The 15,504-nt window shown below is 60.8% G+C and carries 13 protein-coding genes; 7 read left to right on the forward strand and 6 right to left on the reverse strand.

Going from position 1 to position 15,504, the window contains the following annotated elements; all coding sequences use genetic code 11:
- From Mal15_RS00005 to Mal15_RS00020, 4 genes are all read left to right on the forward strand, one after another.
- Nucleotides 1-1,110 carry a helix-turn-helix domain-containing protein gene (locus Mal15_RS00005; protein WP_199773782.1) on the forward strand — a complete coding sequence of 370 codons (1,110 nt, stop codon included), beginning with the start codon at nt 1-3 and terminating at the stop codon, nt 1,108-1,110.
- A 556-nt stretch (nt 1,111-1,666) separates the two neighbouring features.
- Nucleotides 1,667-2,785 (forward strand): DNA polymerase III subunit beta, encoded by a 1,119-nt coding sequence (dnaN, locus tag Mal15_RS00010; protein ID WP_147865868.1) that lies wholly within the window; start codon nt 1,667-1,669, stop codon nt 2,783-2,785.
- Between the two features lie 127 nt (nt 2,786-2,912).
- Nucleotides 2,913-3,899: a transaldolase gene (gene tal / locus Mal15_RS00015; protein ID WP_147865869.1), complete on the forward strand. Its 987-nt coding sequence runs from the start codon at nt 2,913-2,915 to the stop codon at nt 3,897-3,899.
- A 26-nt stretch (nt 3,900-3,925) separates the two neighbouring features.
- The gene (locus Mal15_RS00020) at nt 3,926-4,246 is read left to right on the forward strand and encodes a DUF721 domain-containing protein (protein WP_147865870.1); all 321 of its coding nucleotides are present in this window, start codon (nt 3,926-3,928) and stop codon (nt 4,244-4,246) included.
- A 263-nt stretch (nt 4,247-4,509) separates the two neighbouring features.
- Here Mal15_RS00020 and Mal15_RS00025 read toward each other — a convergent pair whose 3' ends face one another.
- Nucleotides 4,510-5,940, reverse strand: a complete 1,431-nt coding sequence (locus tag Mal15_RS00025; protein WP_147865871.1) for a sodium:calcium antiporter — start codon at nt 5,938-5,940, stop codon at nt 4,510-4,512.
- A gap of 88 nt (nt 5,941-6,028) precedes the next feature.
- Here Mal15_RS00025 and Mal15_RS00030 point away from each other — a divergent pair, with 88 nt between their 5' ends.
- Nucleotides 6,029-6,784 carry a class I SAM-dependent methyltransferase gene (locus Mal15_RS00030; protein ID WP_233903198.1) on the forward strand — a complete coding sequence of 252 codons (756 nt, stop codon included), beginning with the start codon at nt 6,029-6,031 and terminating at the stop codon, nt 6,782-6,784.
- A gap of 206 nt (nt 6,785-6,990) precedes the next feature.
- Here Mal15_RS00030 and Mal15_RS00035 read toward each other — a convergent pair whose 3' ends face one another.
- The 4 genes from Mal15_RS00035 to cobA all read right to left on the reverse strand — a co-directional run bounded on the left by Mal15_RS00035 (nt 6,991) and on the right by cobA (nt 10,975).
- Nucleotides 6,991-8,196, reverse strand: coding sequence for a molybdopterin molybdotransferase MoeA (locus Mal15_RS00035; protein ID WP_147865872.1), 1,206 nt, complete (start codon nt 8,194-8,196; stop codon nt 6,991-6,993).
- Nucleotides 8,193-8,783, reverse strand: a complete 591-nt coding sequence (mobA, locus tag Mal15_RS00040) for a molybdenum cofactor guanylyltransferase (protein ID WP_147865873.1) — start codon at nt 8,781-8,783, stop codon at nt 8,193-8,195. Before mobA ends, Mal15_RS00035 begins: the two co-directional genes overlap by 4 nt.
- Before the next feature lie 384 nt (nt 8,784-9,167).
- Complete coding sequence (locus tag Mal15_RS00045; protein WP_199773783.1) at nt 9,168-9,485, reverse strand: carboxymuconolactone decarboxylase family protein; 318 nt, start codon at nt 9,483-9,485, stop codon at nt 9,168-9,170.
- The gene (gene cobA, locus Mal15_RS00050; RefSeq protein WP_147865874.1) at nt 9,482-10,975 is read right to left on the reverse strand and encodes a uroporphyrinogen-III C-methyltransferase; all 1,494 of its coding nucleotides are present in this window, start codon (nt 10,973-10,975) and stop codon (nt 9,482-9,484) included. The genes Mal15_RS00045 and cobA overlap by 4 nt, the downstream gene beginning before the upstream one ends.
- 162 nt (nt 10,976-11,137) lie before the next feature.
- Here cobA and rpsT point away from each other — a divergent pair, with 162 nt between their 5' ends.
- Complete coding sequence (gene rpsT, locus Mal15_RS00055) at nt 11,138-11,401, forward strand: 30S ribosomal protein S20 (RefSeq protein WP_147865875.1); 264 nt, start codon at nt 11,138-11,140, stop codon at nt 11,399-11,401.
- Between the two features lie 201 nt (nt 11,402-11,602).
- Here the strand turns inward: rpsT and Mal15_RS00060 are convergent, their stop codons facing one another.
- Nucleotides 11,603-13,564: an ATP-dependent DNA helicase gene (locus Mal15_RS00060; protein WP_147871770.1), complete on the reverse strand. Its 1,962-nt coding sequence runs from the start codon at nt 13,562-13,564 to the stop codon at nt 11,603-11,605.
- A gap of 648 nt (nt 13,565-14,212) precedes the next feature.
- Here Mal15_RS00060 and recA point away from each other — a divergent pair.
- On the forward strand, nt 14,213-15,334 hold the full coding sequence (gene recA, locus Mal15_RS00065; RefSeq protein WP_147865876.1) for a recombinase RecA: 1,122 nt from the start codon (nt 14,213-14,215) through the stop codon (nt 15,332-15,334).
- Nucleotides 15,335-15,504: the final 170 nt, after the last annotated feature.

The raw sequence follows: 15,504 nt of genomic DNA on the forward strand, positions 1-15,504 counted from the left end.
GTGAATCCCTCACCCGCCGCATCGAAGACCGAAACGTTTCCGCTGGAGCGACCGTTGTTGCGCCAGCGGTCTCGCGACGCGAAGCTTGCCCGGCAACGCGCCGCAGCATCGTTACCGTTCTTCATTAGCGGCGAAGAAAACCGGCTGGCGTCATTTGTGGCCCAGTCGGATCCGTCGATCGCGATGTCGCAACCGATCCTGATGATCGGTCCGACCGGATGCGGCAAAACGGCGTTGGTGTTGCATTTGGCGGCCCGCATCGCCGCGTCGCTGTCACTCGGCGGCGACGCCACGGCGGTGAAGTACTCACTGGCATCGGACTTCGCCCGGGAGTATGCCGAAGCGGTGGCCGCCGACGATTTACCGCCGCTCCGCGAAACGATCGACGACGCGGCGGTCTTGGTGATCGATGACTTGGATTCGATCGCGGGCAAAAAAGCGGCTCAAGACGAACTGTCCAATCGCATCGAACGACGCATCGCTGCTGGCAAGCCGACGCTGATTGCCAGCAAACGGCTGCCATCGGAGATCCGATCGATCCGCCCGCAATTGGCCAGCCGCTGCGTGATCGGCTTGACCATCCCGATCGCCTACCCGGCCGCTGAATCCCGCTTGACGATCCTCCGCGAGCTGGCGTTGCTCCGCGGTTTGGAATTGTCAGATGATTTGATCGGATTGCTCGATGCCGGCTTACGCAGCGACATCTCGGTGTTGGCCTTGGACTCGGCGATCAAGCAAGTCGACTTGTTTTGCCGGATGAATCAATCGCCGCCGGACGTCGCGGCGGTGCAATCGGCGATCAACGCAGCCGGTCAACGATCGGAGATTGATCTTGGCCAAATCACTCGCATCGTGGCCCGGATCTGGGGTCATCGGACGAAGGATCTTCGCAGCGGATCGCGAAAACAATCCGTCGTCCGCGCCCGTTCGCTGGCGATGCTGCTGGCCCGTAAGTTCACTTCGTCCAGTCTGGACAAGATCGGCGCCTACTTCGGCGGCCGAGATCACTCGACAGTTCTGCACGCGATCCGCAAGACGGAAACGTTGCTTGAGCAGGACGCAGACCTGAGTCGAATGATGGTCGAAGCCACCGAAAAACTGGCCGCCTAGTCGACGCCGCCAACCGCGTTCGGCCGACGCCCCCGAGCAATCGAAACTCTTCGCGATTTCCGCTACCGCCGTTCCCGAGGTCTGTCCCTCGAGTATCAGGTGGAAGTGCGGGGTCTGTCCCCGGCTGCCGCATCGCTCTTGCAGCTTGGGGATGTTTTTTTCCCCGCTTTTTTTGTCGTGGAAAACCCGTCACCGCCCGGTCGGTGTTCTGACGAGCGGCGCGTCGGTCGATTCGTGCCTGTCCCACCAGGCTGTTCGTCGCTGTCGGAAAATCGACCGCGGGACAACATCCGGCCGACACCCCAATGACCGCTTTTCCACATCCCTGTCGATCACCTAAGTCACTGTGATCGAGCAGGTTACCGTTGCCAAACGGCGGCCACTGACCGCATCGGCCGAAAGGTTACGATAACGACGATAGATAAAAATCTCTCATGAGAATAAAAACCCACCGGGTGAACCACGGACGTCCGTTCCAGCCACGGTGCCGTCAACGATGGTTTCCGGTACAACATGGAACCGAAAAATCGCACCTCCCGCCGATTGCGTTACACCCATGAAGATTTCTTGTTCCCGTGAACCCCTGACCAACGCCTTTTCACTGGCTGCCAGTGTGGCCCCGGCCCGGTCTCCCAAGGAGATCTTGCAAAACGTCAAAATCACCGCGTCGGGCGGAAAACTGACCCTGACGGCCACCGATATGGAAGTCGGGATCCGGCTGGAGGTCGAAGAGGGCGTGGAGATCGAAACCGAAGGCACGGCGTTGTTGCCGGTCCAGCGGACGATGGCGATCTTGCGGGAAAGCAATGACGAGACATTGACGCTGCTGACCGACGATTCGGGGATTCAAGTCAGCGGGGCGCGGAGCAAGTTTCGTCTGCCCGGCAGCAACCCCGACGAGTTTCCGCCGGTGGTCTCGTTCGAGGAAGAGAAATACCACGTGATCTCGACGCGGTTCTTCCGTTCGATGGTGCGGCGGACGGTGTTTGCGACCGACACCGACAACAGCCGATTCGCGCTCGGCGGCGTGCTGTTGGAATTGGTCGGCAATTCGGTCACCGCGGTGGGCACCGACGGGCGGCGTTTGGCCTGTATGGAGGGCGAAGGGGAAGCGGTCGGCGGTCATGAAACGGTCGGCACCAGCACGATCGTGCCGACGCGGGCGATCCAATTGATGGAACGGGCGGTCGACGAGAGTGAAGACACCGTGGACGTCGCGGCGCGTCAAAGTGATCTGTTGTTGCGAACCAAGTCGGCCGTCATCTACTCGCGTCTTGTCGAAGGCCGTTATCCGAACTGGCGCCAGGTGTTGCCCAAACGTGACGATGCCGTCCAACTGGACCTGACCGTCGGCCCCGTCTTTGCCGCCCTGCGTCAAGCGGCGATCGTGACCGACCAAGAAAGCCGCGGCATCGATTTCACCTTCGGCGACGGAACGTTGAAATTGGAAGCAAGCACCAAGGACGTCGGGCAATCACAAATCGAACTGCCGATCGCCTACGACGGTGAACCGATCACACTGACGATGGACCACCGCTACCTGGCGGATTTTTGCAAGGTGCTCGATCGCGAACAAAGCTTTCAAATCGAAATCGAATCCGGATCCTCTCCGGCGTTGATGACCACCGACGACGGCTATTCGTACGTGATCATGCCGATGTCCCGTGATCGTTAGTGGGGGATCGCTGGCGGGCGATTCGTCATGAGCGGCGGCGGGTGGAATGTCCCAGCCGGCCCATTGGCGGTAGAATCAGATCTCCGCTTCGAAAAAACCTCACACCGCTTTCAAGGGAAACCGACTCGTGAACGACGCCTCCGCTTCAACCAGCCAGCTCGACCAACTCAAACAGTTCACCAAAGTGGTCGCGGACACCGGTGATTTCGAATCGATGCGGGAATTCGCACCGCAAGACGCCACGACCAACCCCTCGTTGATCTTGGCCGCATCCGGCCAGCCGCAATACGCCCACCTGATCGAACAGGCGATCGATGAACACGCCGGCGGAACACTGTCCGGACAGGAACGCATCGACAGCATCCTCAATCGTGTGCTGATCCTGTTCGGCAAAGAAATTTTGAAAATCGTTCCCGGGCGGGTGTCGACCGAAGTGGACGCCCGTTTGTCGTTTGACACCCAAGGCACCATCGAACTGGCCCAGCGGCTGATCGACCTGTACGCCGCCGAAGGCATCGACCGGGATCGAGTGCTGATCAAAATCGCGTCGACGTGGGAAGGCATCCGGGCGGCCGAAGTGCTGGAAAAGGAAGGCATTCACTGCAATTTGACGCTGCTGTTTTCGCTGCCCCAAGCGATCGCCTGTGCCGAAGCCAAGGTGCAATTGATCTCGCCCTTCGTCGGCCGGATCTATGACTGGTACAAGAAGTCGACCGGCCAGGAATACAGCGGTGCGGACGATCCCGGCGTCCAATCGGTCCGCCAGATCTACCAGTACTACAAGAAGTTTGGTTACAAGACGGAAGTCATGGGGGCCAGCTTCCGCAACGTCGGCCAGATCATCGAATTGGCCGGCAGTGACTTGTTGACGATCAGCCCCAATCTGCTGGCGGAATTGCAATCGTCGACCGATCCGATCGAAAAGAAATTGGACGAAGCGGCGGCCAAGCAGAGTGACGTCGAGAAGGTGTCGATGGATGAGAACACGTTCCGGTTCCAGCTGAACGAAGATGCGATGGCGACCGAGAAAACGGCCGAGGGGATCCGCCGCTTTGCCGCCGACATCCGCAAGCTGGAAACGATGATCAGCGAAAAAGCTGAAGCCACTGTTTAGCCGCTGCCACTGTTGAAACACCGCCGATGAACCGACCGTCGGATCCGCCCAAGCCCCGCGTGCAATCGATCGGCTCACTGGTCAGTCAGTTGATCTCGCGGCGCGGGTACGCCCAGATCGCCGCAACGGACCAATTCCACGAAGCGATCGCCGCGGCGGTCGGCAAGGAACTGGCGGCGGAAGTCACCGTCGGGAAACTCAACCGGGGTGTGTTGAAGGTGTTTGCCAAAGACTCGGTGACGATCCAGGAATTGACGTTTCAAAAACGTTCGATCATCAAACACATCACCAAGCAACTGCCCGACGCCAAGGTCAGCGACATCCGCTTCGCCGTGCTGACCAAGTGATCGATCGCCGCTGACACAGCCAGCGGGCGACAAACCACCAGTGATATCAGCCGATTCGGGCGAGCGTTCGGGTCCCAGTGTCTTTCGGGCCCCAGCATCGTTGGAGGCCCCGGCATCGTTGGAGGCCCGTAGGCTGGCGCCAAACGGCTGATCCCAAGAGGGTTTGGCGGAATCGAAAGCGTTAGAATCCTACGAACGGATCGAACGATTTTGCGTAGCCCCAGGCTCGGCCCCTTGCTGACGCAGCGGGCAGGGATCATGTCCTAAAAGCCCATCGATCCCAACACGGCGTAGGCGATGAACACCAGGTACATGGCGACCAGCAGCAGCGATTTTCGCATCGTCAACTGCAGCCGGTGCGAGAGAATTCCCAGGGTGATCGCGGTCAACGTTAGCAACAGCACCTGCAGTCCGAACAACCCCGGCATCGGCTTTCCATCGACCAACAGATCGATCGGCTGGCCGCCGTTGAGTGCGATGCCGGCGACCAGCGGAACCGACAGACAGATGCAGATGTCAAAGATGTTGGATCCGAACGCGTTGCTGACCGCACCGTCGTCATCGCCCCGTTTGGCTGCCCCGATCGACAGCAGCGTGTCGGGGACACTGCTGGCCGCCGCGGCAACGATCACGGCGACGAAAAACACGGGAACATCCAGCGTGCTGGCGATCGAAACGGTGACTTCGACCAACCAGTAGCAAGCGATGGCGGTGATCGCGGTCGAACCGACCAGCAAGCTGTACGAGATCGACGGTCGCAGCGGGATCTGAATCCGGCCGAACAGCATGCCCGCCGAGTCGACTTCGTCATCCCCTTCTTCCTCTTCCCCATTGCCGTTGCTTCGCAGTTCACGGTCGACGTAGTCGATCAGACTGGGCGTCGCGTTGATCCCGCCGTTGGTCAAGGCTTCATGGATCTGTTGTTCACCGGGTTGGTCGATCGATTGCAGCGTCTGGACTGCCACCGTGCGTGCCAAGCGGTACTTGCGGGCATCGACCCACAGCCAGACCAGGTAGACCAGATACAGCCCCAGTAGGATCGCGGCCAGGTGCCAGGAAAGTTGTTTACTGAATAGAAACGCGACCAAGACGACTTCACAAACAAGAAACCAAAACCCGTCGCGGGTGATCACGGTGCGATGGATCTCGATGACCGGTTTTCGATGCCGCGTCAGTGCGATCGCGATGCCGCAAAACGCGGGGATCAAGATCATGTTGTAGACCGCCGACCCGGCACAGGTCGCGATCGTTGCCCCGAAGCCTTCGCCGGCGTGCAGGTCGGATCGGTTCCCCGGTTCCAACACCGACGTGCTCATGGCATAGAGAATGAAGAACAACCCGGTGAACAATTCCGGCAGCGAACTGGCAATCGCATCGAGCGTGGCGCCGCGTACGCTGCTGGGGATCCGCCACTGTTCACCCAAGTATTGGGCGGCGTCGGCGAACGGTTCACAGGCTTGCCAAATCACGATCGAGATCATCGAGATTTGGAACACCGCCAGCGTCAAGTTCGCGGCGACGGAAGACGAAGCGACGCTCGCCCAGGCGTAGCTGGCACACAGGCCGATGAAGCAGGCAGCGGTGATCCAAACGGCCGGACCCAGCCGCGAGGGGTTCGGGCCGGACGGTTCGGGCGGAGACGATTCCGGGGGGGAATCGGAGGGGCGAGAATCGGGCGGGGCAGAATCGGACAAACGGCTCTCGCTGGGATTGGAAGGCGGGCGGGGACGAAACGAAGTGTAGTAGGGAGGGAAAAGTTTGCGGATGGGGCGCAACAATTCGATGGCATGTTACATTGCCGACATGACACACGACGACGCCACACCGACCGCCACCGAAAACACAGCGGCCACAGACATCCACGGCGAAATTCCGCCGGCATTGATCGCCAAAGCCGACGCGGTGCTGGATTGGCGCTGGGAGCAAACTCCGATCGCCGGTCATACCTGGCCGCTGGCGGTCGCGGCGGATCCCGATGCGATGCTGATTGATGCTTGCAAACGGCAGGACAACGGGGAAACCGGGGTCATCGACCCGTTTTGGGCAGCCACTTGGCGGGCGGCTTCGGGGTTGGACCAGTTTTTAGAGACTCAACAACTTGACGGTCAATCGGTCTTGGAACTCGGCTGTGGCACCGGGCACGCCGGCATCTCGGCCGCCCTGCGAGGAGCGCGAGTGATTCTGACCGACGGAGTGGAAGACCCCCTGCATCTGGTGCGGATGAGCAGCCACGCGATCGCCGATCGCTGTGAGATCCGTCGCTTGCGGTTCGGGATCGATCGACTGGACCAGACCTTTCCGATCATCCTGGGCAGCGACGTCACCTACCTGCGGCAATTGTGGCCGGAGTTGGAACAGTGCTTGATGGATCATTTGGCCCCCGGTGGCGTGGTCTTGCTGAGCGACCCGTATCGGATCATTGCCAACGAATTCCGAGAGTGGATCGGGAAGCGGCCTTGGAGCTACACCGAGCACAAGATCGAGATGAAAGACGACCCGGAACATCCGATCCGGGTGATGGAATTGCGTCGCGGGTAAGGTTGGCGGTGAGCATTTCGCCGGTCAGTCGGCTTTTCGAGGTACGATGGCCCTTTCGGGCCGTCGTCGGCGGGCTGTCGCCCGTGGATTTTTATACAAGGTCCTTTTCAGGTCGTCGCGGAGCGTTCAGCGGACGACCGCCCGGAAGGGCCGTCGTACAGGAAAGCGTCGTACAGGAAAGCGACATACAGGAAGCGATCCTTCGGTCACCAACGAAACATCGGCCAGGGGCCGGTGGTGGTGGTCATCGGTGGGACGGCGACGTAACCGTCGCTGCGACCGAGTGCGACCAGGTCACCGGATCCCTTGGCGGGGACCAGTTCGGCGGAGCCGGTAGCGGTCGCCTGGGCCAGCAACATCGTGTGCAGCGGAATCGCTTTTTGCGGCGGTTGGGTGAGCGTCACCAGCGACGGTGTGTCCCTCCAAGCGTGTTTGCCGGCGATGCGACGCAGCAGGGGCAGCACGAAACGATGGCAGTTGATCGTCGCGCTGACGGGATTGCCCGGCAGGCCGACGACAAGTTTTCCGTCTTTGGTCGCGGCTCCCAAAATCGGTTTGCCGGGGCGAATCGGCAGCCCATGGAAGACGATATCCGCGCCGAGCTGCTCGATGGTTTCGGGCACATAGTCATAGTCGCCCATCGAAACGCCGCCGGTCAGCACAACGACATCACAATCGGTGATCGCCGAGCAGAGCGAACGCTGCATCGAATCGCGGTCGTCGCGGACATGGTCGACGATTTCCACGTCAGCCAGCGACACCAGATCAAGCATGGCCTGGACGGCGGACCGATTGCTGTTCCGCAGCTGCCACGGTTCCAACTTTTCGGTCGCCGGATCGACGACTTCGTCACCGGTGGTCAACACGGCGACTTTCACGCGGCGGAAACAGACCGGATTCGTGCAACCAAAGTTTGCCAGCGCCGCGACGACGGCCGGTGTGACTTCGGTGCCGATCTCCATGACGCCGGAGCCGACCGGGGCGTTTTCACCGCGACGGCGGATGTGGCTTCCCTCGACCGTCGATTCGATCGCCGCCGGCAGGAAGCGAATCGATGAGTCCAGCTCTTCGGTGTCTTCGCGTTTGACGACGGCCTCGCACCCGGCGGGAATGATCGCGCCGGTGAAGATGCGGACGACCTGGCCATCGATCATCACCGGTGGCGGCGATCCGGCTTGGCTGATGCCGCTGACCGGAACGGCAGAATCGGATCGCAGGTCGGACATGCGGATCGCATACCCATCCATCGCCGAGACATCCGCGGCGGGGCTGTCACGGTCCGCCACGATCGGTTCGGCCAGGATTCGTCCGATCGGATTGGCGACCCGCTCGGTTTCGCCGGCGACCGAAAGCCGTTCGGCGAGCGCCGTGATCGCCGCGTCCGGGTCGGAATATTGAAAGGGTTGTTTCATGATTCGGGTGACGGGGGCTTCAGGTCAGCTGGCGTGTTGATGTTGTGACAGGAAGTTGAGGAAAGTGGCACCGTGACGACCGACAACGATCGAAGCAGTCGTCGCGGGCTGTACTGTCCATTTTGGATCGATTGATCCACCACGTCGCAAACCGTGGCGGGATAAATCGCGATCAGCGGTTCGATCGAATCGGTCGTTTGGTCGGAGACGGCGCAGACGACTCGATCGCGATGGTCCGCGAACACAGCCAGCATGGTTTTCAGGTCGTCGGATGTCAGGGCGGGGGTGTCGACGGGGCTGAAGACACAGGCGTCAAAGCCATGATCGCGGGCGAACGTGAGCGACGCGTGGATGCCGGAAATCGGGCCGTGGGATTTGGGCGGATCGAGGATGTGTCGAAGCTCGGTGTCGCGGCGGACGGACGAGGAAACACAGACGGTGCCGCAAACCGATTGTAGCCGCTGGCAGGCATGGTCAAGAAACGACAGTCCTCGGTGCGTCATCAACGCCGCCTTGTCCCGCCCCATGCGTTTGGAGGCGCCGCCGCAAAGGACGACGCCGAGCAGTTTGGGATCGGGGAGCGGCATGGGGCGTGTGACGAGTCAACGGAGCGATGGAGCTGCCGTCGCCAGACGGCGGTGGACCACGCTCTGGCGAGCGTAGCTACGAAGTGTGTTAGCCTCGTTCCCAGGCTCCGCCTGGGAACGGAAATGTCCCGAGGCTCCGCCTCGCCTCGCCGGTCGCGTGTGGCAGGAGCCACACCGGCGGTGCATTCCAAGGCAGAGCCTTGGAACGAGGCATGGACCACGCTCTGGTGAGCGTAGCTGCGAAGTGTGTTAGCCTCGTTCCCGGGCTACGCCTGGGAACGGAAATGTCCCGAGGCTCCGCCTCGCCGGTCGCGTATGGCAGGAGCCACACCGGCAGTGCATTCCAAGGCGGAGCCTGGGAACGAGGCATGGAGGCGAGCGTCGCTACGAAGCGTCCTGCTTTTCGATCACGTCTTCGACCCAACTCTTGGCGCGCATCATGGTGGGGAAACCGATCGTCGGGGCGGAGACGACGGCGACGTGGCGGAGGTCATCGGGCGAGCATCCGGCTTCGAGTGCTTTGCGGCAGTGCGAGTGTGCGGCGCCTTCCAATCCGGCACCCAAAGAGATCGCAAGCTTGACCAGCGCGACCTCGCGTGGCGAAAGCGGACCGGCCTCTTTGGCCGCCTTTCCGAACGCCTCGTAGGATTGCATCAACTCGGGATAGTCCGTGTGCATTCGTTTGTACGGTTTGGGAATCATGACTGTTTCACAATCTCGTTGAGGAGGGATTCGGTCGTGTAGGGATCGGCGACGGCGTGGACCTTCAATCCGAGCTCTTCTAGCGCGGCGGCGGTGACGGGGGAGATCGCGGCCAGTCGGGCTTGTTGGAGACCATCGCCATACAAACGATACAGGTTCTTTGCCGTCGCGGTGCTGGTGACCGTGACCCAGTCGATCGTCGCATCGGCCAGGGCGGCGGCGATCGATGGGTCGGGCGTGTCAACATCCACGTTCTGGTACGCGATGACTTCATCGACCCGGGCACCTGCCGCTTTCAGCTTGCCGGGCAGTTCGTCGCTTCCGCGGCTGGCGCGGATGATCGTGATCGATTGGCCGGCTGCGGAGGATTGCAATTGATTCGCCAGCGACGTGGCGCGGTAGTCGTCCGGCAGGATGTCGGCGCGAATGCCATGTTCGAGCAGTTTTGACGCTGTCTTTTTGCCGATCGCGGCGATGGAGGTCCCGGCAAGTCGTCGCGCGTCGAGTTGAAGGTCTTGCAGCCGATGAAAGTAGTGCTGGACCCCGTTGGCACTGCAGAAAATCAGCAGGTCGGTGCGGTCCAGGTTTTCGATCGATCGGTCAAGCGCGGAAAAATCGTCGACCGGTTTGACGGCGATCGCCGGGGCGATCAGCGGGTAGCCGCCCAGGTCACGGATCGCGTCGGCCAGCGTGTCGGCCTGGTCGGCCGGCCGGGTGACGAGGATGGTTTGACCGTGCAGCGGCCGATGTTGGACCCAACGCATCGATTCGGCCAGCGTGGTGACGGCTCCGATGATCGCGATCACCGGCGGTCGAAACTGGCTCGCCGGGGTCAGGCGATCGGCGACTTCGTCCAACCGGCAGTGAATGGTGGCTTGGTCCGGCAGACTGCAGCGGCGGATCAGGGCGGTGGGGGTCGAGGGATCTTTACCGGCGGAGATCAACGCGTCGGTCCAGACTTTCGCGGTGGTCACGCCCATGTAAATGACCAGCGTGCCGGGAAATCTCGCCAGTGCGTCCCAATCCAATGCCGATTCGCTTTTGCCGGGTTCCTCGTGTCCGGTGACCAGGGCGACCGCCGAGGCCAGACGTCGATCGGTGATCGGGATGCCCGCGTAGGATCCGGCGGCCAGTGCGGCGGTGATTCCGGGGACGATTTCGAAGGGGATCCCGGCTTGATTGAGCGCGTCGACTTCTTCGGACGTGCGGGCGAAGACGGCCGGATCGCCGCCTTTGAGCCGGGCAACGGTCTTTCCCAGGGCCGCGTGGCGGAGGATTTCCTGGATGATTTCGTCCTGCCGCCAGATCCGGCTTTGCCCGTGTTTTCCCACGCAAATGTGCTCGGCGGCCGGTGCCAGGGCCAGGATTTCGGCGTTGCTCAAGCCGTCATAGAGCACGACGTCGGCCCCACGCAGGCAGCGAGCCCCCCGGAGGGTGAGTAATTCCGGGTCGCCCGGACCGGCGCCGATCAGATAAACGGTTGGTTTCATAGGGATAATTGAACGTAACGGGCCGGTTTTTCGTAGTCCTGGACGTCCAAGTTGGTGCGACAAAACCGACTTCCAAGTTGACTCTGGACATCCAGGGCAAGCATCGCCATACTACGCGGCCCTTAAAAAACACAATTTTCCGGCAACCATCCACGTAACGAAATGCCAAACACAGCGAGTGCCAAGAAACGGCTCCGTCAGAACGACAAACGACGTCTTCACAACCGTACCCTCCGCAGCCGCATGCGGACGCAATTGCGTCGCGTTCGTGAAGCCGTCGCGGCGGGCGACAGCGACAAAGCTCAATCAGAATTCCGCGTCGCCAGCAAGCGACTCGATCAAGCCGCCGCGAAGAAGCTGATCCACAAGAACGCCGCCGCGCGATCCAAGAGCCGTCTGAGCAAACTGGTCAAGTCGGTCGCGTAGCGATTCAAAATGTGGGATAGGCCCCCAGCTTGGCCCACGAGTACCCTAGTGCAACGCAATTTGCGTCTTGGACGATGCGTCCCGAGAGTCGCCGTGTTCTCCGACCCCGGCGCACGCGAACAAGCGAAGCATTGCCCCGCGCCGACCTCGGAGAGGACGGCGACTGTCCAGCCCAGCCGAATACGAAGCTGCGGTAGACCGCTAACGCTTCCGCGGCACTTTGGAGACAAAGTGCACCGGCTGGTAGGGCAACGATTCTAAAAACAGTTTGCCGTAGCGTTTGGTGCAGACGCGCGGATCGAGCACGACGACCATGCCGCGGTCGGATCGGGTGCGGATCAATCGACCCACGCCCTGCCGGAATTTGATCGCGGCTTCTGGCAATTGGTAATCCGTGAACGGGTTGCCGCCGCCTTTGCGGATCGCGTCCAGACGGGCTTCCAACAGGGGATGATCGGGGACGGCGAACGGCAGCTTGGTGATGATCACGTTGGTCAGCGCGTCACCGGGAACATCGACGCCCTGCCAAAAGCTGTCGGTGCCGAACAACACACCGGGGCTTTTCTTGAACGCATCGACCATCTGCGAGCGACTTTGATCGCCGCCTTGGGTGTACAGCGACAGGTTCTTCGATGCCAGCCAACTGCTCAGCCGGCTGGCGCATTGTTTGAGCAGACCATAGCTGGTGAACAACACGAACGCTCGACCGCCGGAGTGTTCGACAAAGCGTTTGATCTGGTCGGGCAACGCACGCTCGAACGCGTCACGCTCTTTGGATGGATCGGGCAGGTCGCGGACCACGACGATCTGCGATTGTTTCTGGTAATCAAAGGGGCTGCCGACGCGGACGGACATGCCGCCGGTCAATCCCACGCGGGAGCGAAAGAATTTGAACTTGTCGTCGTTGCCCGATGCGATCGTCGCACTGGTCATCACGACGCTGCGAATCATCTTGCTTTGGAACAGACACTCGCGCAGTGCCGCCCCCACATCGATCGGCGACGAGGAGAGTTGAACCCGGTCCATCCCGCTGCGCATCGGGGTGGCTTCGACCCAATACACCGTGTCCTCGTCGTCCTGTTTCAACCAGCGATCCAGCGATGAACTTAGCAGCATCAAGCGGTCGTGCGAGGATTCGAACTCCATCCGATCCGATTCCTCTTTTTGACCCTCGGCTTGGGTCAACAATTTCAGCGCCAGCTCCTTCATCGGCTTGGACAGCGAGTTGCTGACGACGTCGGCGGCGACCACACGTCCGTTGTTGGGCGCATGATCGCGTTTCCAGTCCAGCATGTCGGCGAAGAACGTGCTGTGGGCGAATCGCAATCGGTCGACTTCCTTTTGCAGCCCCCGAAGGTCTTTCTCGACCAGCAAGCCTTTCTGTTTGCGGTCGTTGTAAAGACGATCGAATAGGAACGTGAATTGACCACTGGTCAGCCGCAATCCGAGGTGTTCGCCGGCGACGGCTTCGGCGGTGTGACATTCGTCCAAGATCACCGCGTCGTAATCAGGCAGCAGCGCGACGCCTTCGTTGCGCAGTGCCAGATCGCTGAAGAACAACGCATGATTGACGATCAACAGCTGTGCGTTGGTGGCTCGGCGACGGGCTCGGAAGTAGAAACAGTCTTTGAAGTGGTCGCACTTCTTTCGCAGGCAGTTGCCGGTGTCGCTGACGATCTCTTCCCAGACCTCGCGGTCCGGCTTCAGCGGCATCGACGACAGGCTGCCGTCGGTCGAATCGGCAGCCCACGATTTGATCTGACGCAGCTGTTGGTACTGGATGTCCGACCCCAGCAGCGAGGTCATCTTGCCCAGCGTGCGTTCCAGTCGCCGCTTGGACAGGTAGTTGCTGCGTCCTTTGACCAGCACGCTGGAAAACTCACGCGGGATCACACTGTTGAGCAGCGGGACGTCTTTGGCGATCAGCTGTTCTTGCAGACTGATCGTGTGGGTGGAGATCAAGACGCGGGGGCGGCGGGTTTTTTCTTCCGACGTCTTGATGATCGGCTCGCCGGTGGCGTGCAACACGGCGGGAACTAAGTAGGCAAAGCTCTTCCCCGTGCCCGTCCCCGCCTCGGCGACCAGATGTTGACCGGTCCGCAGCGCCTTGGCGACGGCGTTGGCCATTTGCAGTTGTTGCTCCCGAGGCTCGTAGTTCGGCATCCGGGCGGCGATGCGGCCGTCGGCGGCGAGGATCGAATCGACAGTCAGTTCGTCTTCGGACAATCGACGGGTGCAAAAGTGGGGCAAGCGGTCGGGTGGTTGCTACCGAGATAACATACGGGGCAAGGAGGCCCAGTAGAATGCCTGCTTCGCTCGCCAGGACGTCGTGGCGGGGTGGAGAGGTCGGAAGATTTTGGAGGTAGGAAAATTAGTTGAATCGAATGGGTGGTGCATTCAATCATTTTCTTACCCCGAAATCGTCTTAGCCGATTTCTGTAGACGGCGAAGAAACGGCCTCACGTGGCCCCTCGCTGACGCGTCGGGCTGGCACTGACCTTGCTAGCAAAGTGGAGGGGTTTGAGGTTCTGTGCGGGGGTGTCCGGTGCGTCAAACAGAGTGTCGAACCGTGCGTCCACGGGAGGGCGAAACGTCGGCAGGTGTCCGCGTGACCAGATGTGTCTGTACGGTCGCGATAAATCAGATGTCACCGACGGGTTTTCCACTTCCGTTTGGTTGTGATGGGCGTCGACGGCGGTTAAGTTTCTGTTGGCGTCGCAGACCGCTCCGGGGGGTCCGGTAGAGCGGAGTGGCGTGTGGACCTTTTCCACTCGTCGGACTTTTCCACTCTGGAATCAGAAGGAATCAAACATGGCAAAGAAGAAAGCAGCTGCAAAAGGTCCCAAGGTCGATCCGAACTTGAAAGCCGTTTTGGAGCGCGAACCGGGTCTGGCGACGACCCTTCAGCAGATCGAAAAATCGTTCGGCGAGGGATCGATCATGCCTCTGGGCGCGTCGACGCACTTGGAAATCGAAGGCATCCCCACGGGAAGTTTGTCGCTGGACATGGCTCTGGGGGGCCAGGGGATTCCGCGTGGCCGGATCATCGAGATCTTCGGCCCCGAATCGAGCGGTAAGACGACGTTGGCGTTGCACGTGTGCGCCGAAGCTCAGAAGACCGGTGGGATCGCCGCGATCATCGACGCCGAGCACGCGTTCGACCCCAGTTGGGCCAAGAAGCTGGGTGTCGAGCTGGACACATTGCTGGTCAGCCAACCGGGCAGCGGTGAAGAGGCGATGCAGATCTGTGAGATGTTGGTCAAGAGCAACGCGGTCGACACGATCGTCGTCGACTCGGTCGCGGCCTTGGTCCCCAAGAAAGAATTGGAAGGCGAGATCGGCGACAGCCACGTCGGTCTGCAAGCTCGGTTGATGAGTCAAGCGATGCGGAAGCTGACCGGTGCGATCGCCAAGAGCAAGTGCGCGGTGATCTTCATCAACCAGATCCGCGAGAAGGTCGGCGTGATGTTCGGCAGCCCCGAGACGACACCGGGCGGCCGGGCGTTGAAGTTCTACAGCTCCTGCCGGATCGACGTCCGTCGCATCGGCGCGCTCAAGGACGGCGAAGAGCAGGTCGGTCAACGGGTCAAAGCCAAGATCGTCAAGAACAAGGTCGCACCGCCGTTCCGCGTCGCAGAATTCGACATGATGCACAGCAACGGCATCAGTTACGAAGGCGACTTGTTGGATCTGGGAACGACCCACAAGGTTGTCAATCGAAGCGGTGCCTGGTTCAAGTACGGGGACACCTACTTGGGACAAGGTAAAGAGAAGGCGCGGAATTTCCTGATCGAAAACACCGATGTGGCCGACGAGATCAAACAAAAGGTGATGGAAGCCGGCGGATTTGCTGCCCCGGCGGACGAAGCCCCGATGATCGACGACGCCTCGGAGTTGGACGTCGAATCGGGAGAAGAAGTCGCCAACTCCTAGTGGGATCGACTTCCGGCGAGTCAAATTGGTGTAGGATTGATCGCGACGTATCCACTTGTTCCCAGGTTCCGCCTGGGGACACACTGAACTTGGAGGCTCCGCCTCACGGAGTACGGGCGACGTGTGGCAGAGCCACCTCGACATCGCGTTCCAAGGCGGAGCCTAGGAAC

It is taken from the genome of Stieleria maiorica (genome assembly GCF_008035925.1).
Taxonomy (GTDB): domain Bacteria; phylum Planctomycetota; class Planctomycetia; order Pirellulales; family Pirellulaceae; genus Stieleria; species Stieleria maiorica.

Excerpts from the sequence above, each read along its gene's own strand:
- recA (WP_147865876.1), top strand. The coding sequence starts at position 14,213 with ATGGCAAAGAAGAAAGCAGCTGCAAAAGGTCCCAAGGTCGATCCGAAC.
- Mal15_RS00035 (WP_147865872.1), bottom strand. The coding sequence starts at position 8,196 with ATGAAACAACCCTTTCAATATTCCGACCCGGACGCGGCGATCACGGCG.
- Mal15_RS00020 (WP_147865870.1), top strand. The coding sequence starts at position 3,926 with ATGAACCGACCGTCGGATCCGCCCAAGCCCCGCGTGCAATCGATCGGC.
- rpsT (WP_147865875.1), top strand. The coding sequence starts at position 11,138 with ATGCCAAACACAGCGAGTGCCAAGAAACGGCTCCGTCAGAACGACAAA.
- Mal15_RS00030 (WP_233903198.1), top strand. The coding sequence starts at position 6,029 with ATGGCATGTTACATTGCCGACATGACACACGACGACGCCACACCGACC.
- Mal15_RS00045 (WP_199773783.1), bottom strand. The coding sequence starts at position 9,485 with ATGATTCCCAAACCGTACAAACGAATGCACACGGACTATCCCGAGTTG.
- cobA (WP_147865874.1), bottom strand. The coding sequence starts at position 10,975 with ATGAAACCAACCGTTTATCTGATCGGCGCCGGTCCGGGCGACCCGGAA.
- Mal15_RS00060 (WP_147871770.1), bottom strand. The coding sequence starts at position 13,564 with ATGCCGAACTACGAGCCTCGGGAGCAACAACTGCAAATGGCCAACGCC.
- dnaN (WP_147865868.1), top strand. The coding sequence starts at position 1,667 with ATGAAGATTTCTTGTTCCCGTGAACCCCTGACCAACGCCTTTTCACTG.
- mobA (WP_147865873.1), bottom strand. The coding sequence starts at position 8,783 with ATGCCGCTCCCCGATCCCAAACTGCTCGGCGTCGTCCTTTGCGGCGGC.